Annotated in this window: 19 protein-coding genes; 6 read left to right on the top strand and 13 right to left on the bottom strand. The window is 53.3% G+C overall.

All coding sequences use genetic code 11. From position 1 onward, the window contains the following. Positions 1–75: 75 nt before the first annotated feature. The 12 genes from rihA to lolB form a co-directional block, all read right to left on the bottom strand. The gene (gene rihA, locus LQ901_RS08690; RefSeq protein ID WP_152135969.1) at positions 76–1,023 is read right to left on the bottom strand and encodes a pyrimidine-specific ribonucleoside hydrolase RihA; all 948 of its coding nucleotides are present in this window, start codon (positions 1,021–1,023) and stop codon (positions 76–78) included. 471 nt (positions 1,024–1,494) lie between these two features. After that, complete coding sequence (locus LQ901_RS08685; RefSeq protein ID WP_230405918.1) at positions 1,495–3,069, bottom strand: TolC family protein; 1,575 nt, start codon at positions 3,067–3,069, stop codon at positions 1,495–1,497. A gap of 34 nt (positions 3,070–3,103) precedes the next feature. Next, entirely contained in the window at positions 3,104–7,630 is a 4,527-nt protein-coding gene (locus LQ901_RS08680) for a DUF4347 domain-containing protein (RefSeq protein WP_233672156.1), read from the bottom strand. 133 nt (positions 7,631–7,763) lie between these two features. Further along, complete coding sequence (locus LQ901_RS08675; RefSeq protein WP_064977466.1) at positions 7,764–8,582, bottom strand: phage tail protein; 819 nt, start codon at positions 8,580–8,582, stop codon at positions 7,764–7,766. Between the two features lie 252 nt (positions 8,583–8,834). After that, on the bottom strand, positions 8,835–10,943 hold the full coding sequence (locus tag LQ901_RS08670) for an HlyD family efflux transporter periplasmic adaptor subunit (protein WP_152137160.1): 2,109 nt from the start codon (positions 10,941–10,943) through the stop codon (positions 8,835–8,837). After that, positions 10,940–12,274 carry an HlyD family efflux transporter periplasmic adaptor subunit gene (locus LQ901_RS08665; RefSeq protein WP_233672155.1) on the bottom strand — a complete coding sequence of 445 codons (1,335 nt, stop codon included), beginning with the start codon at positions 12,272–12,274 and terminating at the stop codon, positions 10,940–10,942. Before LQ901_RS08665 ends, LQ901_RS08670 begins: the two co-directional genes overlap by 4 nt. Continuing rightward, a complete protein-coding gene (locus LQ901_RS08660; protein WP_052242310.1) occupies positions 12,271–13,035 on the bottom strand; it encodes an efflux RND transporter periplasmic adaptor subunit in 765 nt (254 codons plus the stop codon). Before LQ901_RS08660 ends, LQ901_RS08665 begins: the two co-directional genes overlap by 4 nt. A gap of 377 nt (positions 13,036–13,412) precedes the next feature. Next, positions 13,413–14,504, bottom strand: coding sequence for a redox-regulated ATPase YchF (gene ychF, locus LQ901_RS08655; RefSeq protein WP_010862060.1), 1,092 nt, complete (start codon positions 14,502–14,504; stop codon positions 13,413–13,415). A 132-nt stretch (positions 14,505–14,636) separates the two neighbouring features. Then, complete coding sequence (pth, locus tag LQ901_RS08650; protein WP_010862059.1) at positions 14,637–15,227, bottom strand: aminoacyl-tRNA hydrolase; 591 nt, start codon at positions 15,225–15,227, stop codon at positions 14,637–14,639. A 160-nt stretch (positions 15,228–15,387) separates the two neighbouring features. Further along, positions 15,388–16,335, bottom strand: coding sequence for a ribose-phosphate pyrophosphokinase (locus tag LQ901_RS08645; protein ID WP_010862058.1), 948 nt, complete (start codon positions 16,333–16,335; stop codon positions 15,388–15,390). Between the two features lie 148 nt (positions 16,336–16,483). Continuing rightward, complete coding sequence (ispE, locus tag LQ901_RS08640; RefSeq protein ID WP_052181227.1) at positions 16,484–17,371, bottom strand: 4-(cytidine 5'-diphospho)-2-C-methyl-D-erythritol kinase; 888 nt, start codon at positions 17,369–17,371, stop codon at positions 16,484–16,486. Beyond that, complete coding sequence (gene lolB, locus LQ901_RS08635) at positions 17,355–17,960, bottom strand: lipoprotein insertase outer membrane protein LolB (protein WP_233672154.1); 606 nt, start codon at positions 17,958–17,960, stop codon at positions 17,355–17,357. Before lolB ends, ispE begins: the two co-directional genes overlap by 17 nt. Before the next feature lie 171 nt (positions 17,961–18,131). Here lolB and hemA point away from each other — a divergent pair, with 171 nt between their 5' ends. The 6 genes from hemA to kdsA all read left to right on the top strand — a co-directional run bounded on the left by hemA (position 18,132) and on the right by kdsA (position 23,643). Then, on the top strand, positions 18,132–19,385 hold the full coding sequence (gene hemA / locus LQ901_RS08630; protein ID WP_233672153.1) for a glutamyl-tRNA reductase: 1,254 nt from the start codon (positions 18,132–18,134) through the stop codon (positions 19,383–19,385). Positions 19,386–19,417: 32 nt separating this feature from the next. Then, a complete protein-coding gene (gene prfA, locus LQ901_RS08625) occupies positions 19,418–20,500 on the top strand; it encodes a peptide chain release factor 1 (RefSeq protein WP_010862054.1) in 1,083 nt (360 codons plus the stop codon). 5 nt (positions 20,501–20,505) lie between these two features. After that, positions 20,506–21,366 carry a peptide chain release factor N(5)-glutamine methyltransferase gene (prmC, locus tag LQ901_RS08620; RefSeq protein WP_233672152.1) on the top strand — a complete coding sequence of 287 codons (861 nt, stop codon included), beginning with the start codon at positions 20,506–20,508 and terminating at the stop codon, positions 21,364–21,366. A gap of 92 nt (positions 21,367–21,458) precedes the next feature. After that, positions 21,459–21,836, top strand: coding sequence for a SirB2 family protein (locus LQ901_RS08615; protein WP_233672151.1), 378 nt, complete (start codon positions 21,459–21,461; stop codon positions 21,834–21,836). A 64-nt stretch (positions 21,837–21,900) separates the two neighbouring features. Beyond that, a complete protein-coding gene (locus LQ901_RS08610) occupies positions 21,901–22,761 on the top strand; it encodes a tetratricopeptide repeat protein (RefSeq protein ID WP_233672150.1) in 861 nt (286 codons plus the stop codon). 27 nt (positions 22,762–22,788) lie between these two features. Then, positions 22,789–23,643 (top strand): 3-deoxy-8-phosphooctulonate synthase, encoded by an 855-nt coding sequence (gene kdsA, locus LQ901_RS08605; RefSeq protein ID WP_010862050.1) that lies wholly within the window; start codon positions 22,789–22,791, stop codon positions 23,641–23,643. 172 nt (positions 23,644–23,815) lie between these two features. On the opposite strand, the gene LQ901_RS08600 is transcribed toward kdsA, so the two are convergent. Then, positions 23,816–25,699 (bottom strand): methyl-accepting chemotaxis protein, encoded by a 1,884-nt coding sequence (locus LQ901_RS08600; RefSeq protein ID WP_233672149.1) that lies wholly within the window; start codon positions 25,697–25,699, stop codon positions 23,816–23,818. Positions 25,700–25,743: the final 44 nt, after the last annotated feature.

The following is a 25,743-nucleotide window of genomic DNA, read 5'->3' as shown; positions in this document are numbered from 1 at the left end:
GCTGGGCTTTTTGCTTTTATCCGCGGTGCATTTTCTTTTTACTTAGTCGACTTGCCTTCACATCTCCTCCACTCGTTATTGCTCACTGTAAGCCTGTAGCTGTTCGACCAACAGATCGATAAAACCTTGGCGCTCAACACCCAACAAAACCGTAGCATTAGGCTCGTGCGGGCTTAGGCGGTATCTATCCACCACCGTCATACCGACAGTGTATTGGCCCTGCGTCTCGACGCTTACGTGGCATTCAATACCGGTAAACAGCTCAGGACGCAGTAACCAGACAATGGTACACGGGTCATGTAACGGCGCACCGACAAAGCCCCATTTCGGATCGCGGTGATAAATCATGAAAAAGTCGAGCAGTTCAGCCACTGTGCGGGCGATAGGGTTAGTGATGGCACGAATACGTTCGATATCCTCATCCATCACTTGCGCGGCGTGTGTGACATCTAGCCCACACATGGTGATCGGCACGCCTGCGCCAAATACCATTTCTGCCGCTTCCGGATCGACATAAATATTGAACTCGGCCGCCGGTGTCCAGTTCCCCGGACCGGCGCTCCCGCCCATCAGTACAATCCGTGCAATCTTCGCCTTGAGCTCGGGATGGGCACTCAGCAGCAGTGCAATGTTAGTGAGCGGGCCGGTCGGTACCAGCGTTACCGGCTCGGTGCTAGCGCGTAGGGTCTTAGCCATCAATTCGACCGCCGTTAAGGCTTGTGGCGCAAATCCCGGCTCAGGTAGGGCAGGGCCGTCGAGACCGGATTCGCCGTGAACGTTATCGGCAATGATCAGCTCGCGCAGCAGCGGCTTGGGCGCGCCGCCAGCTACAGGAATATCGTGACGACCTAACAAGGTGAGGATGCGCAGGGCATTACGCAGCGTTTTATCGGGGGTTTGGTTACCGGCGCTGGTGGTTACGGCCATTACGTTCAGCTTCGGGCTGGCTAGCGCAAGAATGAGCGCAATGGCATCGTCATGGCCAGGATCGCAATCAATAATGATAGGCAAAGCCTTATCCATAGCTATTTCTCCTGTTACGGCTACGGCGGGAAATAGCTCACCCTACCAGTCTCAGACGCCCCTTTCCGGCGCTCGGCTCACACTTATCTTTAGTAAGGGTGAGAGAGTGATTCGTATGCGGGAGATAACGCTTGGCGCGCGGTGAGAGGACGAAAGGATGTGAGGGCGTAAAAAAGTAAGAGATATGAGAGAAGGCGCTATCGAGCGCGCCATCGAGCAAAATAACAAAGCCCCGTCAGGATCATTCCTGACGGGGCTTTTAAAGCAAAAACAGCAGGGTAAATGCGTTATACGTTGAACAGGAAGCTGGCTAATAGTTAGTCTCACATCCTTTCATTGTTTATCGTTTTTATATTAAATCTCTTTAAAACATATGTTTTGATTTTTTGTGTAGCGGTGCACTCCTCACCGGAGGAATATAAATGGCGGTGCAATAAATGAGTCCCAGCGTACACAGACGCTGGGACCGTGTTATAAGAACGATTGCAACGAGCTGATTTTCCCTTGTTGCCAGTTGGCTTCCGACTGACGCAGTGCGTTGCTGATATCCGTCAGTTTGTCTGATGGCAATGTCTTCGGCAGCAGGTCTATGCCCACGCTGGAGATAATCTGTCCGTAAGTGTTACGCAGTTCAGCGTAGGCCAGATCTTGGCGCAGATCGGCGTTCAGCGCATTTAGTTCGCCCTGAATCAATTGTAACTCACCGATGCTGTTCGCCTTGTAGCGGTTACGTAGTTGCTGAACGATTTGCCCGTCCAGATCACGCAACTCTGTGCTGGTTTTATACTGACGCAGCGCTTCGTTGTAGTTGGCACGCGCCACGTACAGTTGCGCCATGATTGCCAGCGATATTGCCTGACGCTGTAACTCGCCTACCTGTTCGTTGGCCTTCGCGGTACTGTGCGCTGCTGGGCCAGAAATCAAGTTGAATAGGTTCCATGTAGCTTTCACTCCCACCTCGGCCCAACTGTTGTTGACCAAAAATGAGTTGCTGTCGTAGTAGCCCCCTGCGCTAATCTCGATACCCGGCAGCATACGCAACAGCGCTTTACGGGTTTCGGCGGCGTTAATACGTACCTGATAATCTTGCTCACGTAGTTCCGGGCGGCTGACCAGCGCAGTCTCTTCTAGGATTTTTTGATCTACATTCAGCAGTGGAACTGTCTCGTCGCCGCTGGTGGGTAGTGCCAGTTTATATTGTGTGTCCAGCGGTAGGCTCATCAGCGTGGCTAGTTCAGTTTTTGCCAGTGACAGTGCACGGCGCTGTTCTTCCAGTTGGCGGGTGGCCTCAATCAGCGCCCGACGATAGCTCAAAGCTTCAACCTGGTCGCCGACCTGCTGAGCAGTCATCTGCTCGCTGGCTTCACGCGCCTGGTTTACTCGGTCAATCAGCGTATCGATCTGGCCGAGCAGACGCTCAGCGGCAACCGCTCGCCAGTAGGCGGAACGGACATCCTGCAAAATGGTGTGTACCACCTTGCGTTTACGTTCTTCGGCAATCCAGCGCTGATCCGATTTCTGTTTCGCGCTAACGTAGCTAACGCCAAAGTCGAGCACGTTCCACACCATCGTCAGGTCTGCCACATTACGGTCACGATCTTGTGAGGTGGACGGTTCCAGAGATGTTTGTCCGGTCTCTACGCTACGGCTACTGGAGGCGCTGACGTTGTTGCGCCCCACATAGCCCGCCGAAGCCGCCAGCTTCGGCAGCATGTCATAACGTGAGAGATCCAGTTGCTGTTGGGCCAGAGCGCTTTCCATGACTTTTAAACGTGATTCGAGGTTGTATTTCAGCGCGCGTGCCATTGCGTCATACAGGGTGATCGGCGCAGTAACCGGCTCTTGCTGGCTGAACATGGCTACCCGATCCAGCTGGATGCGCTGTGCACTCTCTTTTGGCGTTATTGGGTTGCTGGTTACAGCACATCCATTTAGCGCTATGGCCAATAAGCTTAACGCAAAAAGCTTGCGGCAGTTATGTATTGTTTCGCTGCTGCTCACCGTTGTCACCACCGACAACCGGTTTGCTACCATCACGGTCACCATAGAATTAATTCCTTTTAATCTAGTCTTGTAGTTATTAGCCCTGCAGCTGACTTTGCTCGAACAAAGCCTGTGCAATGGCTGACAGCCGTTGTCCTTCAGCCTCGCCTATGTGTTGTAATTGCCGGGGGAACGATGGGGTAAACGCGGTAGTAGCTTGTTCTGGCCCCAGCTCTGTCGCTCCCTGTGCATGCAGATTGATATCTTTCCAGCTACCGCCAGTAAACACTTCCATCGGTGTCAGTGAAGGTAAATAAATGTCGGAGAAGACGCTGGCCAGTGACGAGGTGCCGCCCTGCGCTGGGTCTTTGCTAAAGCTGGGGAAGGAGCCCAGTGAACTCTCAAAATGGCTGCTGAATGATGAGCTGTGCCTGAAGATATTAGCTACGTCACTCTTAGTCGCATCTTCCCCGCTGACTCCATCACTAGTGGCAGTGAAGATGGATGCCATTATCGAACTGCTCCCAGCGGTGTGTCCGGCATTAAAGCTGCCGAGAGAGGAGGAGGTAATCCATGTATTGAGCGGCGGTGTGCCAGCCACTTGGGACTGGATTGTAGGTACTCGGCTGTCCACCGGGCGTGATCCGTTCGTACCATCTGATATACGGAATTGCGGATCGCCGCTGGATAATGTTGGCGCATCGTTCACCGGTGTTACGTTGAGAGTCATTGTCCCGGTATTCGCGGACAATGCCGTACCGTCACTCACTTGCCAGGTAAAGGCGGCATAACCGGCACCGTTGGCATTCGCGGTCGGGCGGAAGGTCAGTTTGCTGATATCCGCCGCGCTGACCACTGCACCATTGCCAAGTAACGTATCACCGCTGTCGCGAACACCGTCGTTGTTGGCGTCAATAAACAGCTCACCGGCAGTGGGTGCGGTGACAATAGTGATGGATTGCAGGGTATCGCTGCTGTCCACATCGCTAAAACCAAAGTCTGCGGGGTTAAAGGTCTGGACGCTATTCTCATTGACGGTTTTACTGACCGAGGTATTGCTGATGACTGGCGCATCGTTCACCGGTGTGACATTAAGTGTCATCGTCCCGGTATTGGCGGACAACGCCGTACCATCGCTGACCTGCCAGGTAAAGGCGGCATAACCGGCACCGTTGGCGTTCGCGGTCGGGCGGAAGGTCAGTTTGCTGATATTGGCCGCGCTGACCACTGCACCATTGCCCAGTAACGTATCACCGCTGTCGCGAACACCGTCGTTGTTGGCATCAATAAACAGCTCACCGGCAGCGGGGGCGGTGACGATAGTGATGGATTGCAGGGTATCGATGCTGTCCGCATCGCTGAAACCAAAGTCCGCAGGGTTAAAGGTCTGGACGCTATTCTCATTGACGGTTTTACTGACCGAGGTATTGCTGATGACTGGCGCATCGTTCACCGGTGTGACATTAAGTGTCATCGTCCCGGTATTGGCGGACAACGCCGTACCATCGCTGACCTGCCAGGTAAAGGCGGCATAACCGGCACCGTTGGCGTTCGCGGTCGGGCGGAAGGTCAGTTTGCTGATATTGGCCGCGCTGACCACTGCACCATTGCCCAGTAACGTATCACCGCTGTCGCGAACACCGTCGTTGTTGGCATCAATAAACAGCTCACCGGCAGCGGGGGCGGTGACGATAGTGATGGATTGCAGGGTATCGATGCTGTCCGCATCGCTGAAACCAAAGTCCGCAGGGTTAAAGGTCTGGACGCTATTCTCATTGACGGTTTTACTGACCGAGGTATTGCTGATGACTGGCGCATCGTTCACCGGTGTGACATTAAGTGTCATCGTCCCGGTATTGGCGGACAACGCCGTACCATCGCTGACCTGCCAGGTAAAGGCGGCATAACCGGCACCGTTGGCGTTCGCGGTCGGGCGGAAGGTCAGTCTACTGATATCCGCCGCGCTGACCACTGCACCATTGCCAAGTAACGTATCACCGCTGTCGCGAACACCGTCGTTGTTGGCGTCAATAAACAGCTCACCGGCAGTGGGTGCGGTGACAATAGTGATGGATTGCAGGGTATCGCTGCTGTCCACATCGCTAAAACCAAAGTCTGCGGGGTTAAAGGTCTGGACGCTATTCTCATTGACGGTTTTACTGACCGAGGTATTGCTGATGACTGGCGCATCGTTCACCGGTGTGACATTAAGTGTCATCGTCCCGGTATTGGCGGACAACGCCGTACCATCGCTGACCTGCCAGGTAAAGGCGGCATAACCGGCACCGTTGGCGTTCGCGGTCGGGCGGAAGGTCAGTTTGCTGATATTGGCCGCGCTGACCACTGCACCATTGCCCAGTAACGTATCACCGCTGTCGCGAACACCGTCGTTGTTGGCATCAATAAACAGCTCACCGGCAGCGGGGGCGGTGACGATAGTGATGGATTGCAGGGTATCGATGCTGTCCGCATCGCTGAAACCAAAGTCCGCAGGGTTAAAGGTCTGGACGCTATTCTCATTGACGGTTTTACTGACCGAGGTATTGCTGATGACTGGCGCATCGTTCACCGGTGTGACATTAAGTGTCATCGTCCCGGTATTGGCGGACAACGCCGTACCATCGCTGACCTGCCAGGTAAAGGCGGCATAACCGGCACCGTTGGCGTTCGCGGTCGGGCGGAAGGTCAGTCTACTGATATCCGCCGCGCTGACCACTGCACCATTGCCAAGTAACGTATCACCGCTGTCGCGAACACCGTCGTTGTTGGCATCAATAAACAGCTCACCGGCAGCGGGGGCGGTGACGATAGTGATGGATTGCAGGGTATCGATGCTGTCCGCATCGCTGAAACCAAAGTCCGCGGCGTTAAAGGTCTGGGCGCTATCCTCATTGACGGTTTTACTGACCGAGGTATTGCTGATGACTGGCGCATCATTGACGGCAGTAACCGTCACCTGACAGCTAAGATTGGGCGATGCCGTATTATTCGAGCCGCCGCTGTCGGTTAGCTGGCTTAACGTCACCGTGCGTGATGTCTCTGTGGGGGTTTCACTGCTGTTACGGTAGGTTATCCCTGACAGTAGCGTGCTCATATTGGCATCCGAGAGGGAAGCACCTGTTAGCGTCACTGTTGCCGTATTGCCATTCTTGCTGACGCTGACGGTGCCGTAACCACTGCCGAGAGAGAGTTGAGTTCCGTTAGTGAGGGTAATGTCCACGCCGTTAATGGTCAGGTATTCGGTGGTATCAGTCACATTACTGACAGTAAACACCGCGCCGCTAAACGTTTGCCCGCTGTCATTGGTTGTGGCCGATATGCCTGAAAACAGGTTAATGCCAGAGCCATTTTCCGTGTAGGTAGGATTGGTCGCGCTGCCGATAACAGAGGGCGCGGAATCTGTTGATACATCAACGGATGTGAACGTGAAGACTATTGTCCCATTAGTAAACCCGCCAGCCCCTACATTAATATGGATGGTTTTGCCGGAAACCGTGGCAGTCACATCGTTGGCGTTGTCCCCGGAACTGAAGGTCTTGGTAATACCGGTAAAATGGTCAAGACTGCCGCCCTGAAATACCAGGTCAAACGCGGTGTCCAGCGATGCGCCACTGCTGTAAGTAATCGTAACCGTATTATTCGTCGGGTCGATATCAATCGGATTACTATTGTTATCAAATTCAACACTGCTACCTACCGGCGTCGAAGCATAGTGCTCCGTTGCCGGATTATAATACGCGGTCACCGTGACCGAGGTGCTATTCACCGACAACAGATTGTTATAACTGCTGATAACTAAATCCTGTACGCCAATCTCTCCGGTATGAAATTCTGTTACCCAATCACCACCGAGCGCCGCTGCCCCTGTTGGGTTGGTTGACGCCGCCACATCTGCCGAGGTCAACTGCGCCAGCAGAGAAGCAAACTGTTGTCCGGATGCCTGCGCTACATCACAGCCATACAGCAGGAGATCGCCATCAGCATTTAATGCCGCACCGAGCGTCGCCAGATTATTGGCCCGTGCCTGAGCGGTAGCACTGTTTAACGTCAGGGTACCGAGTTGTGCTGCACCCTCACTACCATGGCTGAGCACATGAATGGCATCGTAGCCGCTGTGCGTTTGCGCCCATACGGCCATCTGTGTCAAACCATCTTTGCTGCCGTCCAGTAATACGACTTCCATCCCGGCCGGAACGTTGGCAACCAGCGTCTGATAACCCGCCACCGAGGTATCGATAAACACCACTTCTTTGTGTACGGTAGCCCCCGCGACTGCCGCAACATCGCTGCCATTTGAAGCGGTACTTGTCGTTGAGTTACTGTCAGTCGAATGACTGTCAGTTGAGGTATTCTTGGTGGCTGAACTCTGATTGCCAGCATCCTGGCCCGCATGACAACTACTATCAGACTGAGATGCCGTCTCAGCCGACGTCGTGTGGGCAGTCGTGCTGGCCGTTTGGGGCTCGGTAGTGTGCGTATCTGTCGTCTGCTCGACTGTGGCTGCAATTGCGCCGTCAAACAGCATACGGGCTTCCAGCACATAACCGCAGACAAAAGGTTGTACAGCCGTTTCAGATATAGCGACTGGTTGAGCCTGCTTTTTAAAAAATTGACGCCACAGCATAAAAAACTCCGACGCTTATCGGTAATTAACGACAGATACATTCAACTTAATTAACCGGTTTATACGACGTTTGCCTTTGCCGGTTCTAATCATCTGGCAAGGAAGCCAGGCAACCTTGCCAGAGACATAAGACTCAATCTCTTGGTGGATAGAGCCCCAAAACAGCAATACAAGGCAACAAGGTCAGTGACTGCGGCCGAATATCCACTGGCGCGGCCGCAGGAAGATTAGGCTGCACGCTAACAGACCCGCCGGTCGGCACTTTAAAGGTGAAAGCAGCGGTTCCCGCCGAGCCAGACACGGTCGTGTCGACAGGTGCTGATGCCGTTACCGGGCTCGGTTTCGTCTGCGAGAACAATCCGGTAAAACTGACGTTATAACTTGATAAGCCATTAATCGCTTTGGCCGTCAGGGCACCAAGATAGTTATTGGTTCCTGTCGGTACAGGGGTTGTCGTCGCCGTACCGCTAGCGGTCGTGACGAGCGGTAGTGAGGCTCCCACACTTAAGGTGCTCGGCTGTGCCGGAACAGTGACATCAACTGACGACCCACCGGGTGTAAAGGTAGCTGGATGGATATGCGGCGCAATCTGGTTGTTCGATAGTGTTACGGAGGCCATACCGGCTTTTGCCCCTATATTATTGGAGTCGGCACGACCAGAACCTTGACCAAGAGGAAAACGGCCGCGTAAATCAGGCACATTAAACGTTGTTTTGCCATCGCCACCGTAGACGGTGCTTAATAAGGAATAAAGTGCGTTATTCTGCTGAATATTCAGTGAACGTCCGTCCGCTGGCACAAAACCGGCGGGACAAAATTGTGCTGCGGTATAACAGATAGATCCAATATATTCTTCTGAACTACAGGCTGAGGCAATCTGAGGCCATAAAATACCGCCAACCATGGCTACAGTTATTGCTGTTTGGGTAAGAACCTTCTTAGCATGCATCATGGATATCTCTCCTTGCTATCCTAAAGCTTTAGCTATGCGATTTATTGGGCTAATTATCGGTATCTCGCCAAAATGCGGGAGAAATACATATAATTGAGAATAATTAAAAATTAGAACAAGATGTGTTTTTTAGTTACAATAAAAACATAGCTGACGCGGGAGAAATTTTCCGCTGGTAATAATAAAATTCTTTGCTGAATCATCGAAAAAAACGATTTGGCAAAATTACGCATACGATGCGTTTTACCGTTATTAAAATCCGCTCTCCCGAATACCCAATGCGGCAAGCCGCCGCCATACCGCGCCAACAATGGATTCTGTTTCCCCTTCCAGCATTACGCTGCCCCGCAATGGTTGTTGTGGTAGCGAGAATTGCCCTTCCTGTACCGAGAACCGGACACGGTACTGCGCCTGCACCGGTTGAGGGTTATGATCCCTATTGCGGCGTACGGCGATTGGACCGTGGCGATCGGATGCCAGTATCTCTTGCTGTAACCAGGCTGTACCGGTGGGCGCAATGTCTTTCAGTTGTACGACAAGACGAGGATATGCGGGGTCATCGGCGATAAAATAGCCTTGCATCCCCACTTCCGCGCGTTTTAGCGTATCGTCGGGTAAATATCCCTGTACTTTCCCGGCGCTCTGCCTGACCACACGGAGCAATGGCATATCCGATGTCAGCCAGCGACCTTGCGTCATATCTCGCGCAACATCTCTTACCTGGCCTGCTTGCGGCGCGGAGAGAGATAAACGCTGACGCTGCGCATCTAATCCTCGATAGCGGGCCAATGATTCCGCCAGTTGTCGGTCGAGTACCTGAGTTGCGCTGGCGGTTTCCTGACGTCCAGCTTCACGTTGCCGCTGTTGTTGCAAAATCGCAATTTGCTGACGTTCAATATTGATGCGGTAGTCTAAATCGGGTGAAGTGAGATCCAGCAGTTTCTCACCGGCTTGAACTCGCTGACCGTCAGTGACATAGAGCGCTTTGACTTGGGCCGGAATAGGGGCATACAGTGAGCTGACGTTTTCAGCTTCCAGCACTGCAGGAATACGGATGCTGCTGCGCCAGGGAAACAGTAGCAGCGCCAATATCGCCACCAGAATCAGGCCTGAACGTAATAGCTTAACGGGATGAGCATTCTTACGCATGGAATACCAGATACGGGCTTCATTCATCACCGGAAGAGCAATAAACCAGCCAATTTCTATTGCCATCAAAATAATACCAACCACCTTAATGAAAAAGTGGTACACCATAAGTGCAATGCCGAAAAACAGGAAAAAGCGCCATATCCATGAGGCGTAGCCCCAGATCAACAGCTTGTGCTGCATTGTAGGCGACCAAGTTTCCGGTGCGGGATGACCGTAACCAAACAGTATTTCTCGCAGCCGCCAGCGGCACAGGGTGTAAGCGCGTTCCTGTAAGTTCTCTACTCGCCAGAAATCACTCAGTAGGAAGTAACCGTCAAAGCGCATCAGCGGGTTGAGGTTAACCACTAATGTCGTTATCCAGGTGGCGCTGGAGAGCATAAACGCAGCTGTACGCAGAGGTCCGTCTGGCAGCAGTGTCCATATCAGTAATGCGAGAATTGCCAGCAGTATTTCGGCCAGAATACCACCTGCGCCAATCAGCAAACGCGACCGACGGTTCTTGACTTTCCACGCATCACTCACGTCGGTATAGAACAGTGGGAATAGTACGATAAAGGCTACCCCCATGCTTTGCACTCGGCAGCCCGCGCGCTTGGCCATAAAGGCGTGCCCTAGTTCATGTATGAATTTGGCGATCACTAGCGACATTCCGAATACCACTATCCCTTGCAGACTGAACAGGTGTGGGAACGCGTGGGCGTAACTTACCCAGTCACGGCTGACCAGATAGAGCCCTAGCACCAAGATCAGCGGGAATCCCAGCAACAATAGCGGTGTTCCGTAGCACTTAAGCCAAGGCCAGCAACGGTTGAGCAGCGGATCAGGCCGCCAGAGCGGGATGCGGAAAAACAGATATTGGTGCAGCACTTTCTTCCATAGGCTGGTGTGCATGGCGCGGGCTTTAAGGAGATAACGTTGGCGCTGTTCGGCATCGCCCGATGTCACTAGATCGTGCTGGCGTAAAAAATGTAGCAACTGCTCCAGCTCTTTAACCTGTAGCGGTAAGCCCGGCTCTTGGTTAGCGGCGGCAAGCACCTGTTGTGGCACGCGTAAGGACCAGTGGCGCAGCAGGCGCAGAGCCGTCGGCGTTAGTGAAAAATAGCGGCCGGTAAGCGGGTCAGTCAGTACCCATTGCGGCGCACCATTAATACTCGCAGCAGATTCTACCAATTGGAGGTCGAGGCGTAGCGCCGGTAGCAGTAGGTTCATAGGCCGATTGCCTGACGGATCACGGAGAGCGGGCGACGGAAGAGATAGACCGCTAGCGGTACATATTCGCCTGACAATTTGGCTGTTCCGCGTAGGCCGATACGCGGCGGGGAATCGTTAAATCGGCCATCAAGCAGATAAGCAAGGTTACCTGTAGGTGTCTGCTCGGACTCATAGGCTATGCGTTCAAGCCTGGCCATATGCGGGGTGAGAGGGTCGCTATGGAGGAACAGAGTGATGGGCGCATCCTGTTTTAGCCTAATGGCATCACCCACATCCAGCTCAATGCGTAGGGCTGCAAACGCAGGATCGGCCAGTTCCATTAAGCGCTCGCCGGTACGCACCGGTTTGCCAATCCAACGGTCGGCGTCGGCAAATACGGCAATACCGTCGCGGTCGGCGCGAATTACCGTGCGACTGAACAGGGCGTTAGCATAGTCGCGCTCGGCCCGTTTTTGCGCCACCTGTGCGGCCAGGAAATCGAGTTTTGCTTTGGAATCTGCATCTTGGAAAGCACGCTGCGAGCTGGCGCGAAACTCCGCTTCGGCAACATTCAGCGTGCGCTCGGCCACGTCGGCCTGTGCTTTCAGTGTGGTTTGGTCAAAGCGAACCAAGAGGTCACCCTGTTGCACGCGCTGATTTGGTTGCACGGCAAAGGACTGGATCACGCCGTCTAGCGGTGCCGCGACAACGCGTCCATGGTAAGGGACTACTTCAGCAGGTGCCAGTACTGACTGGCGCACCGGAATACACAGGCAGGCGAGCAATACCAGCAAAGGGATAGCCATCTTCCAGCGTCCTTTGCGGCGGTGCCAGTGGTTAGTTTGCGGCTCCAGAGCCAGCCACGCATGGCTGAATGCACCAGCAAGCTGTTCAGCCAGCACTCGGTCAGCGTTTTGCCACGGCTGTTCGCGCGCGTACCAGATGCCACCAAACCCTTCTCCCTGACGGTCTTTGAGCGGTGACCACAGGGCTTCAGGGGCGGAGAGGGCCAGCCAGTCACTGCGGCTTTGTTCGTCGAGTCGTGCCGCTTCAATGATGCCACACTGGTTGAGCGGTTTACCGTCAATCGCCTGCAAATGGGTACAAGCACGTTCGATAAACGCCACAAATGGTGCATGGGGGGAGGGTTGAGTGACACCCGTTACCGCGCGCACCCGACCGTTAATAACGAGTGCGGCATGACGATAACCGAACAGCGGCTGACTGTCATTAACGATGCAGTAGGCCAGCTCTTCACTGCTAGCCGCAGCTCTGGCCTGCTGCTCAATATCAAGAAAACGGGCAAAGACCGTCGCACTGGCTGTGGTTGATATGGGAGAAGTATTCACTTCGCCTCCAGGATTTGCGCCGTGCCACTCATGCCTGCCATCAGACTGGGGTCAGCATTGTTCAGTGTGCCTATAATCCCGATGGTCTGGCTGCTTTCATCAATGCGTGCGCCGAGTCGTGCGATGCTGGCCTGTAATGGTTTTCCGGTTTCATCTGGTGTAAAGGTGAAGGTCAAACCAGGTTTAAGTATTGACAACAGACGGGAGGAAACCAGCAAGTTGATCTCAAGGTGGCGGTTGTTCACCATATCCAGCAGTGGCGAGCCCTGGGCTACGCTTTCAAAGGGTTGCGCACGGCGTTTCACTATTTGGCCATCAAACGGTGCAGTGATGCGACAGCGGTTCACCTGAATCTGGTACACTTGGCTTTCGGCCTGAGCCTGGGCTAAATGGGCGGAAGAGAGTGCTACGGCATGCCTGCCAACCGACTTGAGTTGCGCCAGCTGTTGGTTCTGTCTGAGTTCAGCTTCTGCTGCTCTGGCTGCAGCTTGTGATGCGGCAAGCTGTGCCTGATAAATACTGCAATCGAAGCGCACGAGAATATCCCCTTTTTTGAACGCTTCGCCCTCTTTCAATGGCATCTCCACTATACGACCGGCCAGTTCGCTGGAGAGGGTAGCCTGCTCGACAGCCACTAGAATACCGCGTGACTGGTTATCGGTGTGCGTCTGCGTGGAGTCCCCTACGGGAGAAGAAGTTAAGAGCGGATCGGTAGCCTGTGCTGAGGGCATGTGGAGTAGTGAACCCACTAAAAGCAGCATCAGGGTACAGCGGTAAATAGACTCGTTCACTTTCATCACGCTTGTCTGCCTTCCATGTGTAACTGGTTGCTGGTGAATTGGTTATGCGATGTGATTGAATGTTACGGTGTGTTATTTATGTGTAATGTAGTGCGCCAAGGTATAGCAAGCAAGGAAAACTCGACGAACGATAAGGATATGTCTGGTGATAATTCCCACGGCATTGAAATGGAGACATACCAGCTGCTGCGATGAAAAGTAAAAAAGACCTGCCAGTTTCTGACAGGTTTTTTTGTCTACTTACGTTAGAGATGTATTGAGTACGCGAATGTGTACTCAATACATAACCTAAAGGTTGGATTTCGTCTATCTTATTGAAATGTTTGTGTATGATTTAATTATACGTTGAACAGGAAGTTCATGATATCGCCATCTTTAACGATATAGTCTTTACCTTCGGCACGCATCTTACCGGCTTCTTTGGCGCCTTGCTCACCACGGTATTTGATGAAGTCGTCGAATGCGATGGTTTGTGCGCGGATAAAGCCTTTTTCAAAGTCAGTGTGAATTTTACCTGCCGCTTGTGGCGCAGTGTCACCCACAGATATAGTCCACGCGCGCACTTCTTTCACGCCCGCGGTGAAGTAAGTTTGCAGGTTCAGCAGTTTGTAACCGGCGCGGATCACGCGGTTCAGACCTGGCTCTTCGATACCCAGCTCAGCCATAAATTCAGCTTTATCTTCGTCTTCCAGCTCGGCGATATCGGCTTCGATAGCGGCACAAACAGGAACCACGACTGAACCTTCAGCGGCTGCGATAGCGCGAACTTTGTCCAGATACGGGTTGTTTTCAAAACCGTCTTCGTTCACGTTAGCGATGTACATGGTTGGCTTCAGGGTCAGGAAGCTCAAGTACTTGATGACAGCTTTTTCATCATCGCTCAGATCCAAGGTGCGCAGCATCTGGGCATTTTCCAGATGTGGCAGGCACTTTTGCAGCACTTCCTGCTCCAGCTTGGCATCTTTGTCGCCGCCCTTAGCACGTTTTTGTACACGCTGTAGAGCGCGCTCACACGCTTCCAAGTCAGACAGCGCCAGCTCGGTGTTGATCACATCAATATCATCAGCCGGGTCAACTTGGCCAGCAACGTGAATGATGTTGTCGTTTTCAAAGCAACGAACAACGTGACCGATCGCTTCGGTCTCACGGATGTTAGCCAGGAATTGGTTACCCAGACCTTCACCTTTGGATGCGCCTTTTACCAGACCGGCGATATCCACGAATTCCATGGTGGTCGGCACAGTGCGCTGAGGGTTGATGATCTCAGCCAGCTGGTCAAGACGTGGATCCGGCATCGGCACCACGCCGGTGTTAGGTTCAATGGTGCAGAACGGGAAGTTAGCTGCTTCGATACCCGCTTTGGTCAGGGCGTTGAACAGGGTAGATTTACCCACGTTAGGCAGACCTACGATGCCACATTTGAATCCCATGATGTAATTACCTTCTACACTCGAAATGTCATGCACGAAAAAGGGTGCAAATCAAACTATAGATTATATCACAGCTTTACCGGCATTGAGCAGGGCTGCTGTGCGTGAACGCTGGGGCGAGCTATCAAACCATCAGACGTTGGCTTTGAACGCATGTAGGCGATTCATGGCGGCCAGCATGCCATCTTTCATCAGCACATCGGTGCAACGCACCGCCTCATCAATGGCATCATCAATCAGACGCTGCTCGGCAGCCTGTGGTTTACCTAGTACAAACCCCGTGACTTTATTTTTATCGCCCGGATGACCAATACCGATCCGCAGGCGGTGGAAGTTCGGGTTGTTCCCGAGCTTGCTGGCAATGTCTTTCAACCCGTTGTGACCGCCGTTACCGCCACCGAGTTTAAACTTGGCCACGCCCGGAGGCAGATCCAGCTCATCATGGGCGACCAGAATTTCATCGGGGTTAATGCGATAAAAAGAGGCCATCGCCGCCACGGCTTTACCGCTTAAGTTCATAAAGGTGGTCGGCACCAGTAGGCGCACATCTTGACCATGGATACTGACACGGCCGGTATAACCGAAAAACTTGGCTTCTTCTTTTAAGCTGGTGTTATAGCGGCGTGATAGCAGATCCAGATACCAAGCTCCGGCATTATGGCGGGTAGCCGCGTACTCGGCTCCAGGATTGGCCAGACCGACCAACAGTTTAATCGTACTCATGACAGTCTCGGATTGATAAATATAACGGATGCAGGCGATACCCTGCTCGAGTTCACCGGGCAGGGTAGACAATGGGCGCTATTCTACACGCTGGCGGCCTAGAATGACAAAAGGCACCCGAAGGTGCCTTTTTGCATGTAGCCATTAATACCGTTGGGAATTAATGTTCAAACATGGCAGAGATTGACTCTTCATTGCTGATACGGCGGATGGCTTCAGCCAGCATGCCTGACAGAGTCAGTACGCGTACTTTGTCCAGCGCTTTGAACTCAGGAGTTAATGGAATGCTGTCGGTTACAACCACTTCATCAATCATGGAGTTCTTGATGTTGTCGATTGCAGTACCAGAGAACACTGGGTGCGTGGCATAAGCGAATACACGCTTCGCGCCGCGCTCTTTCAGTGCTTCAGCCGCTTTACACAGCGTACCACCGGTATCGATCATGTCGTCAACCAAGATGCAGTCACGGCCATTCACATCACCGATGATGTGCATTACCTGAGACACGTTGGCACGTGGACGACGCTTGTCAATGATCGCCATGTCGGTATCGTTCAGCAGTTTAGCGATGGCGCGCGCGCGCACAACACCACCGATATCCGGAGAAACCACAACCGGGCTGGTCAGGTTTTTCGCCAGCATGTCTTCCAGCAGAACTGGGCTGCCGAACACGTTGTCAACCGGAACATCGAAGAAGCCCTGAATCTGCTCGGCGTGCAGGTCAACCGTCAGAACACGGTCAACACCCACGTTGGACAGGAAATCAGCCACTACTTTTGCGGTAATAGGTACACGAGCAGAGCGTACGCGACGATCCTGACGGGCATAACCGAAGTAAGGGATAACCGCAGTGATACGACCTGCCGAAGCACGACGCAGAGCATCTACCATTACCACCAGCTCCATCAGGTTGTCGTTGGTTGGGGCACAGGTAGACTGGATAATGAAAATGTCACCACCACGGACATTTTCGTTAATTTGTACACATACTTCGCCGTCGCTAAAACGACTCACAGTAGCGTCGCCAAGAGAGATGTACAAACGGTCAGCGATGCGTTGTGCCAGTTCCGGCGTTGCGTTACCAGCAAAAAGCTTCATGTCGGGCACGAGAAGAACCTCAGGCTTGCGTCCAGGATACGGGGGGAATCTGACGGGCCTTTTAACGGCAGACAGCAGGTATCTGTCGGTAAAATGCACCAGCCCGTGAGGGCCAGATTCAATCAGTAAATCAATTTAGTTGTTCACGGATATTCGTTTACGCTGCAGTCATGTCACGAAACTGCTGTAAGGTTTGCTGCAAAGGCGAGATGTTAACGCCTTTGGCTACAAATCCTTGCAACCAATTCGGTGCCGACTGCAAAACTGTACGGGCAGCGGCTTCTGTATCAAATTCAGCAAAGACACAGGCACCGGTACCGGTCAGTCGAGTCGGGGCGTATTGTAACAGCCAAGAAATAAGGTGTTCAACCTCGCGAAAACGTTTTCTTGCGACATTTTCGCAATCGTTTTCGTATGGCGCTGCCATCAGGGCTGTCAAAGTACGCTCCGGGGTGTTACGGGTCAGTTCGGGATCGCCGAAGATTGCCGCTGTAGGAATACTGATGCCGGGATGCGCCACCAGATACCATTTCTCTTGTGGTGCGCAGTCTTGCAACTGCTCACCGACGCCTTCTGCAAAAGCGGCATGGCCGTGCACAAACACCGGTACATCGGCGCCCAGTTGCAGTCCTAATTGTTCAAGCTCGCTACGGCTACATCCGGTTTGCCACAAACAATTAAGCGCCACCAGTGTCGTTGCCGCATTCGATGAGCCGCCGCCTAAGCCTCCGCCCATCGGCAGAATTTTATGCAGGCGAATGTCCGCGCCTTGTGTGCAGCCGGTATGCTGTTGCAACAGGCGTGCCGCGCGGATGATCAGGTTGTGCTCATCGGGAACATCAGGGATAGAAGGAGATAATGTTAGCACCCCGTCAGGACGGGGAATAAAGGAGAGGCTGTCGCCATAATCCAGAAACTGAAACAGGGTTTGCAAAGAGTGATAACCATCGGCACGGCGGCCAGTGATATATAAAAACAGATTCAGTTTGGCCGGCGAAGGCCACTGTAGTGGCTGCGCCGGTGGGCAATCAGAGTATCCAGTCATCGATTTTCAGTTTGATCCGTTGGTCGCCTTGTGTCAGTTCCATTGCCGCAGGTAATACCGGGTTGGAATTCACATCATAACTGTTGTAGCGCATCATCCAAGTGCCATCAGGCGTGACATGCTGCAAGGTGGCTAGCCGTTGTCCGGCCAAGGTGTAGGTATCGTTATCACCGGGCAGGCCGAGAATCCAGTGGCGCAAATTGGTCACCGGAATTTGCATTCCGGTCAGGCGATACACCAATTCATCGGCATTGACGCCTTGGTAGGTTTTACCATCGTTATCTTTTAGCGTGATGTTGCCGGGCGCGGCGCTGATTTCCAGTACTGTGCCACCGAGTGGGTTGAGTAACAGTAGCTTATAATGCTCTGCATCCTTCTGTTGTAAGAAGAAACGTGCAGATTGGCGGCGTTGTGGTGTGAGATAAGCAAAGGTGCCGCGTGCCTGAAAGCGGCTGAGATCGTTTAACTGCTGCACATGGGCAGACCAGCTAACGGCTGGGCCAACCGGTTCGGGTGGCGTGCTGACACAGGCGCTAATCAACCAGACCAGTGTCAATGGCAGCAGGCGCAAATAAATGGATTTCGGCATGATAACGAAGAAAATTCAGTAAGAAACGTAGTATAGCCGATCTTGATTTTACCGGCCAGCCATTGATCTGTGCGACCTGCGTGCGTGATTGCTTTAATTGATCGACATCATCAAGTAGAATAAAGCGCACTATTGATGATGTATCAACTCTTCATATCTGACTGATTCTGCATGGCATTGCTTGCTCTCGGTATAAACCATAAAACCGCACCGGTTGCGCTGCGGGAGAAAGTGGCTTTCTCTCCAGAAAAGATGACGCTGGCTCTGCAGAGCCTGGCGGCGCACCCGGTTGTGCGTAGCGGGGTAGTGCTGTCTACCTGTAACCGTACCGAGTTGTATCTGAGCGTAGAAGATACCGCGCAGGCCGGCGAATCGCTGATTACTTGGCTGTGTGATTTCCACCAAGTGCCAGCCCATCCGTTACGCGACAGCGTGTATCTGCACCATGATCAACAAGCCGTCACCCATTTGATGCGGGTGGCCAGTGGCTTGGATTCTCTGGTTCTTGGTGAGCCGCAAATTCTGGGGCAGGTCAAAAATGCTTATGCGCTGGCGCAAGAGCGGTTATCGCCCGATTTAGAGCGTCTGTTCCAGAAAACCTTCTCGGTGGCCAAACGGGTACGCACCGAAACCGAAATCGGTGGTAGTGCGGTGTCGGTGGCTTTTGCTGCTTGTACCTTAGCGCGTCAGATTTTTGAGCATATGGCGAATTTGACCGTGCTGCTGGTGGGCGCGGGGGAAACCATCGAGCTGGTGGCGCGGCATTTGAAAGAGCACGGTGCAAAGCGGATTATCATTGCTAACCGTACGGCCGAGCGCGCACAAGCGCTGGCGGCGGAAGTAGGCGCGGATGTGATTTCGTTGCCACAAATCCCTGAACATCTGATGCAAGCCGACATCATTATCAGCTCCACCGCCAGCCCACTGCCGATTATCGGTAAAGGGATGGTGGAGCGCGCGTTGAAAGCACGCCGTTATCAGCCGATGTTGCTGGTGGATATCGCAGTACCGCGCGACATCGAAGAAGAGGTGGGGCATCTGCCAGATGCCTACCTGTATACGGTGGATGATCTGCTGGCGATTATCGAGCGCAACTTGGCGCTGCGTAAAGCTGCGGCGGTGGACGCGGAAGCTATCGTGAAGGAAGAGAGTTTGGCCTTCATGCAGTGGATGCAATCGCAAAGTGGTGTGGAAACCATCCGCGAATACCGCTCGCAAGCTGACTTAACGCGTCAGGAGCTGGTAGAAAAAGCCTTGCACTCACTGCGCAATGGCGGCGATGCCGAAGCGCTGCTGGTGGAGCTGGGGAATAAACTGACCAACCGCCTGATTCATGCCCCGACTCAGGCGCTGCAACATGCCGCCAAACAAGGCGATCACGATCGTCTGGCTATTTTACGTACCAGCCTTGGGCTGGACGTCTGACTGACTGTTTTCTCACAGGATTTACGCTTTTCATGAAGCCTTCCATTGTTGCCAAATTAGAGGCGCTGCTTGAGCGCCATGAAGAAGTTCAAGCGATGCTGGGTGAGCCGTCGGTGATTGCCGATCAGGAGCGCTTTCGTGCATTGTCCAAAGAGTATGCCCAGCTGACCGATGTGGTGAAGTGTTTCCGTGATTGGCAGCAGGCACAAGAGGATCTGTCGACCGCCGAAGAGCTGCTCGATGATCCCGAAATGCGCGATATGGCGCAAGATGAGCTGAATGCTGCGAAAAACAGCATCGAGCAGTTGGAGCAAGAGCTGCAAGTTCTGTTGCTGCCAAAAGATCCTAATGATGAGCGTAACTGTTATCTGGAAATCCGCGCCGGTGCGGGCGGTGACGAAGCGGCCATTTTTGCCGGTGATCTGTTCCGGATGTACAGCCGTTTTGCCGAAGCGCGTCGCTGGCGGGTAGAAGTCGTCAGCTGCAGCGATGGCGAGCATGGCGGTTATAAAGAGATGATTGCCAAGATCAGCGGTGATGGCGTGTATGGCGTGCTGAAATTTGAGTCCGGTGGTCACCGCGTGCAGCGCGTGCCGGCAACGGAATCGCAAGGCCGTATTCATACCTCTGCCTGTACGGTGGCTATTTTGCCTGAAGTGCCGGAAGCGGAAATTCCAGATATTAATCCGGTCGACCTGAAAATTGATACCTTCCGCTCCTCCGGTGCCGGTGGTCAGCACGTTAACACCACTGACTCCGCAATTCGGATCACGCACTTGCCTACCGGTTTGGTGGTGGAGTGTCAGGATGAGCGTTCACAGCATAAGAACAAAGCTAAAGCGATGTCGGTGCTGGCCGCGCGTTTGCGGGCCGCTGAAGAAGAAAAGCGTCATCAGGAAGAGGCGTCTACCCGTCGTAACCTGCTGGGCTCTGGCGATCGCTCCGATCGCATCCGTACGTATAACTATCCACAAAGCCGCGTGACGGATCACCGTATCAACCTGACGCTGTACCGTCTGGAAGAGGTGATGGAAGGTAAGCTGGATATGTTGATCCAACCGATCGTACAAGAACATCAAGCCGACCAGTTGGCTGCGCTGTCAGAGCAGGATTGAGTCTGATGCGCACTGATAAATGGTTGCTCGCCACGACGGCGCGTTTACAGCGCGCCGGCAGTGAAAGCGCGCGCCGTGATGCTGAAATCTTGTTTGGTCATGTGACGGGCAAAAATCGCAGCTTCTTGCTGGCGTTCCCGGAGTATACGTTAAGCGGTGAGCAGAGTGAGCAGCTCGATGCGCTGGTATGTCGGCGTGAGCAAGGCGAGCCGGTGGCTTACGTAATTGGTGAGCGCGAGTTTTGGTCCTTACCGCTGCGCGTGTCGCCAGCAACCTTGATCCCGCGTCCGGATACGGAACGTTTGGTGGAAGAGGCGTTAAACCGGCTACCCGCGACCAATACCCAGCTTCTGGATTTAGGCACAGGCACCGGCGCGATTGCTTTGGCGCTGGCCAGTGAGCGGCCCGATTGCCAGATTATCGGCATTGATGTGCAGCCCGATGCCGCCGCATTAGCGGCAAGCAATGCGGAACGCTTAGGGATAAATAATGCCCATTTTTTAACCGGCAGTTGGTTTGAGCCGTTACGCGCCTTAGTGCCCGCGCCCCGCTTTGCACTGATCGCCAGTAACCCTCCTTATATTGATGCCAAAGACCCGCACCTGACGCAGGGCGATGTGCGTTTTGAACCGCGCAGTGCACTGGTGGCCGATGAGCAAGGGCTGGCCGATATTCGTGTGATTGCAGCGCAGTCACGGGAGTTTTTACTGCCCGGAGGCTGGCTGTTGGTCGAGCATGGCTGGCAGCAAGCGGCCGCGGTGCAGGCGATTTTCCAAGCGGCAGGTTATCAGCAGGTGGAAACCGTACAAGATTATGGCGGCAATGATCGGGTAACGTTGGGTTGTTATGCCGATGTGCCTGCTTAATTTAATATGCTGACTTTAATAGCTTACTTTAATCAAAGTAACGCAATAAGAGATTGTTAACTCAAACTGTTAACCAATAAGGACGTGGCCCCATGTACATGTTTTTAAAGCACCTGCATCTGACCACCATCGCGATTTCTGTCACGCTGCTGGTTTTGCGATTTATCGGCAGCATGCTGCACGCCTCAGTGATGCAAAAGCGCTGGGTGAAAATCGTTCCTCATATCAATGACACCATTTTGCTGCTCACCGGCGTTGGCTTGATTGTGGTCACGGGTTTTTACCCGTTTACGCCGCAAAGCGCGTGGCTGACTGAGAAATTGCTGGGCGTGGTGATCTATATCCTGCTGGGCTTTGTGGCGCTGCGCGAAGGGAAAAACAAAGCGATTCGCACGTTTGCCCTGTTGGGTGCGTTAGGCTGGATCTGGCTGATTGCCCAAATGGCGATGACCAAAGTTCCTTTGTGGTAATCGTGCGTGGCGATAAGCTACACGGCTGCGATGACACGAGAGCCGCCGAACGAGAACTGCACCTGTGACTGACGATGTGACAGAAATAGTGACGGAAATTGTGACCGAAATAGTGGCGAAAGCAAAAAGCAAAATCCTGTTTGATTTTGAAGAGCACACCCTCGCGCAAGGATTGAGCTGGCTGGCTGGCCGGGTATTTCCGGATTTTGATGCCGATGAGGTCGAACAGACGCTGGCGCAGCTCTGTGATGACGTTCGTGAGTTGCACGTGGTCGGCCCTGAGTTGGCGCGCACGCTGGCGTTGCTGGAAATGGTCTATCAAGACTGGGGCTTTCACGGCGATTACCAGACCTTTTATCGCTCCGATAACTTGCGGCTGGATAAAGCACTGAGCACTCGCCAGGGCGGGCCGGTGGTGCTGGGCATTTTGCTGCTGACTCTGGCTTCTGAGCTGGATTTACCGCTGTATCCGGTGGTGTTCCCAACGCAGTTTTTAGTGCGTGCTGAATTCGATGACACGACGCTGTTTATCAATCCGTTCAACGGCGAGATTGTGGATGAGCATATCCTGACGGCGTGGCTGAAAGGTCAAGAGGGCATGCTGGCTGAGCTGCGAGATGAAGACGTGGATATCAGCTGTCATTCGCAGGTCATGATGCGCGTGATGGATGCGATGAAAGCCGCCTTGATGCACGAGAAAAGCGGCGAACTGGCGCTGCAAGTCAGTGCCTTGTTGTTGGAGCGTAGCCCCGGCGATCCGTATGAGATCCGTGATCGTGGCCTGATTTATGCCACACTGGATTGTACCCAGGCCGCCAAGGATGATTTAACCTATTTTATCAAGCAGTGCCCGAAAGATCCGGTGATTGCTCTGGTGCGTGAACAAGTGCGCGCACTGTCGATCCCTGAAGTGGTGCTGCACTGAGTTCTTACCTACGTAAAGGTCAAACGCATGCAACAGAAAAATGTACGTATCGGCGATATTGATGTCGCGAATGATAAACCGTTTGTGCTGTTTGGCGGCATGAACGTGCTGGAATCGCGCGATATGGCGATGCGCGTGTGTGAGCACTATGTTGAAGTGACCAACAAACTGGGCATTCCGTATGTGTTCAAGGCGTCTTTTGACAAAGCGAACCGCTCTTCTATCCACTCCTACCGTGGCCCAGGCTTGGAAGAAGGGATGAAAATCTTCCAAGAGCTGAAGCAGACTTTCGGTGTGAAGATCATCACTGACGTGCACACTGAAGCGCAGTGCCAGCCAGTGGCTGACGTGGTTGACGTTATCCAGCTGCCAGCGTTTTTGGCGCGTCAAACCGATCTGGTGGAAGCGATGGCGCGCACCGGCGCGGTGATCAACGTGAAAAAACCGCAGTTCCTGAGCCCAGGTCAGATGGGTAACATCGTTGATAAGTTCGCTGAGTGCGGCAACGATCAGATTATTCTGTGCGATCGCGGTAGCAACTTTGGCTATGACAACCTGGTTGTGGATATGCTGGGTTTCAACGTGATGAAGAAAGCGTCTAACGGTAGCCCAGTGATCTTTGACGTGACTCACGCCCTGCAGTGCCGTGATCCGTTTGGCGCTGCATCTGGTGGTCGTCGTGATCAAGTGGCGGAACTGGCTCGTGCCGGTATTGCCGTTGGGATCGCCGGTCTGTTCTTAGAAGCGCATCCGGATCCGGTCAATGCCAAGTGTGATGGCCCATCCGCGCTCCCACTGGCTAAACTGGAGCCGTTCTTGCTGCAGATGAAAGCCATCGACGATCTGGTGAAAGGTTTCCCAGTGCTGGATACCTCTTGCTAAGCATGCGGCTATCACGCGCCGTGTGATTTTTTCGGTGATGCACTTGCCGGTGGGCGATAGCGTTATCGAAACATGAGCGGCAAATAGCGACATGAAAAAAGGCATCCCAAGGGATGCCTTTTTGTTTGGGTTCGCTCGCTAAATATACGGTGAATACGCGATAAAACCGCGATTACAGAATAAAGCGGTTCACCTCTTGGCGCAGATGGAACGCCAGTTCGCTCAGCTCTGCGGCTTGACGCGCGGCATCACTGGCTTCTTGCGCCAGATCTTGCGCCACTTCCTTGATGGATTCTGTATTACGAGTGATCTCTTCGGTTACCGAGCTTTGCTCTTCAGCCGCCGTTGCGATCTGCGCTGCCATATCGTTGATCACCGTGACCACATCGTTAATCTGAATCAGGTTGTTGCCGGCGGTATCGGCATCATTCACGCTGGTATCGGCCAGATTACGGCTACCGGACATGATATCCACCGCTTTGCGCGTTGAGTGCTGCAGATTGTTGATCATCGACTCAATCTCTTCCGTGGAGGCATGAGTTCGCTGCGACAACATACGTACCTCATCGGCTACCACGGCAAAACCACGACCTTGATCGCCGGCGCGCGCCGCTTCGATGGCCGCATTCAGCGCCAGCAAATTGGTTTGTTCGGCAATCGAACGGATCGTCATCATGATCGTGCTGATGCTGGCGGCATGGCTATGCAGCTCATCAATCACTCCGGTGGCCACACCCACTTCTTCAGCCAATTGACGGATGGAGTGCTGACTTTGCACCACTTGCTCACGGCCATCATGGCAGATGCTTACGGCGCTACCGGCTTCGGTGGCGGCTTTATCGGCGCTGGCGGCAATCTCATGGGTGGCGGCGGACATTTCAGTTACCGCGGTGGCCACCATGGTGATTTCACCTTGTTGCATGTGAATACGCTGAGTACGCTCTTCCGCGCTGGCCGCAGTATGTGTTGCTTGATTGTTCAGGCTGTCAGCAATATCGCGCATCTGCAGCAAGATATTCTGTAAGCGTTCGACGAAGCGGTTAAAGTTTTTGGCTAACATTCCCACTTCATCATCATAGCGTGGGGTGATGCGCACGGTCAGATCGCCTTCACCATCGGCAATTTCCGCCAGTGCTGCCGATACGCGGTTCAGATCGCGGAACAGGAAACCAACCAGCAAGGTAATACCGACGGTGGTCAGCAGAGTCAGCACCACAGAAATACCGAGCAGCAGGTTACGGGTGCTGCGGTAGTTAGCAAGCTCAGCATCTTCATCTAGCACAAAACCAAGAACCCAGTCACTGTCAGGAACGCGTTGTAGCAACATCAGCTTGTTTTGCTGGTTGATGGTCAGCGCGCGCAGCGTACCGGCACTTTCCAACTCTTCCACGCGGCTATTGGAAAGGGTAGGGTCCAACTTGGTGATTGGCTGCATGCTCAGCTCTTTATCGGGGTGAGCAATGATTTGATCTTGGCCACTGAGCAGCATGACGTAACCGCCATTACCGATTTTCAGCGAGCTGATTTTGTTCAGCAGCTGATCCAGTGTCAGGTCAGCCCCAATCACGCCTTGCAATACACCGTTTTCGATCACCGGAACAGAGATTGTCACAATCAGCTGTTGTGTTACCGCATCGCTGTAAGGTTCAGAAATCACCACTTTCTGCGCTTTGGCCGCATTCATATACCAGTCGCGAATGCGTGGATCATAGCCTGCGGTAGTTGGACGCTCTGGGCGGTCAAACATTTGTCCGGTGGCGGCACCGTAATAGATGTCATCGAAATGACCGCTGAGATAAGCTTGAACCAGATGGGGGATGAGTGTGGAAGTGTCTTTGGTGAACGGGGTGACGGCTTGTACGGCGCTGATTTTTCCTAGCAGCCAAGTAGATATATCGCCGGAGACGGTGATACTCATGCCATCAATACGCGTTTGAGTATCTTGTTGGTTTTCGTTATAGAGATGGACAGAAGACTGCCAGGTCAGGATGCTGGCAACCAGCAAAATGGACAGGAGACTGATCCCTGTGATTTTTTGTTTAAGAGAGAGTCGCATAGTGCCGGTAAACTCCGTTTGGCAAGATGACTGTAAGCCTTTAT

Source organism: Plesiomonas sp. PI-19, assembly GCF_021368255.1.
Lineage (GTDB): Bacteria > Pseudomonadota > Gammaproteobacteria > Enterobacterales > CAMTGL01 > Plesiomonas > Plesiomonas shigelloides.
This window is presented reverse-complemented; position numbering and strand designations above follow the sequence as displayed.

What these genes read in the sequence shown, in the direction of transcription:
- rihA (WP_152135969.1), bottom strand. Translation starts at nt 1,023, where the DNA reads ATGGATAAGGCTTTGCCTATCATTATTGATTGCGATCCTGGCCATGAC.
- LQ901_RS08685 (WP_230405918.1), bottom strand. Translation starts at nt 3,069, where the DNA reads ATGGTGACCGTGATGGTAGCAAACCGGTTGTCGGTGGTGACAACGGTG.
- LQ901_RS08680 (WP_233672156.1), bottom strand. Translation starts at nt 7,630, where the DNA reads ATGCTGTGGCGTCAATTTTTTAAAAAGCAGGCTCAACCAGTCGCTATA.
- LQ901_RS08675 (WP_064977466.1), bottom strand. Translation starts at nt 8,582, where the DNA reads ATGATGCATGCTAAGAAGGTTCTTACCCAAACAGCAATAACTGTAGCC.
- LQ901_RS08670 (WP_152137160.1), bottom strand. Translation starts at nt 10,943, where the DNA reads ATGAACCTACTGCTACCGGCGCTACGCCTCGACCTCCAATTGGTAGAA.
- LQ901_RS08660 (WP_052242310.1), bottom strand. Translation starts at nt 13,035, where the DNA reads ATGCTGCTTTTAGTGGGTTCACTACTCCACATGCCCTCAGCACAGGCT.
- ychF (WP_010862060.1), bottom strand. Translation starts at nt 14,504, where the DNA reads ATGGGATTCAAATGTGGCATCGTAGGTCTGCCTAACGTGGGTAAATCT.
- pth (WP_010862059.1), bottom strand. Translation starts at nt 15,227, where the DNA reads ATGAGTACGATTAAACTGTTGGTCGGTCTGGCCAATCCTGGAGCCGAG.
- ispE (WP_052181227.1), bottom strand. Translation starts at nt 17,371, where the DNA reads ATGACTGGATACTCTGATTGCCCACCGGCGCAGCCACTACAGTGGCCT.
- lolB (WP_233672154.1), bottom strand. Translation starts at nt 17,960, where the DNA reads ATGCCGAAATCCATTTATTTGCGCCTGCTGCCATTGACACTGGTCTGG.
- hemA (WP_233672153.1), top strand. Translation starts at nt 18,132, where the DNA reads ATGGCATTGCTTGCTCTCGGTATAAACCATAAAACCGCACCGGTTGCG.
- prfA (WP_010862054.1), top strand. Translation starts at nt 19,418, where the DNA reads ATGAAGCCTTCCATTGTTGCCAAATTAGAGGCGCTGCTTGAGCGCCAT.
- prmC (WP_233672152.1), top strand. Translation starts at nt 20,506, where the DNA reads ATGCGCACTGATAAATGGTTGCTCGCCACGACGGCGCGTTTACAGCGC.
- LQ901_RS08615 (WP_233672151.1), top strand. Translation starts at nt 21,459, where the DNA reads ATGTACATGTTTTTAAAGCACCTGCATCTGACCACCATCGCGATTTCT.
- kdsA (WP_010862050.1), top strand. Translation starts at nt 22,789, where the DNA reads ATGCAACAGAAAAATGTACGTATCGGCGATATTGATGTCGCGAATGAT.
- LQ901_RS08600 (WP_233672149.1), bottom strand. Translation starts at nt 25,699, where the DNA reads ATGCGACTCTCTCTTAAACAAAAAATCACAGGGATCAGTCTCCTGTCC.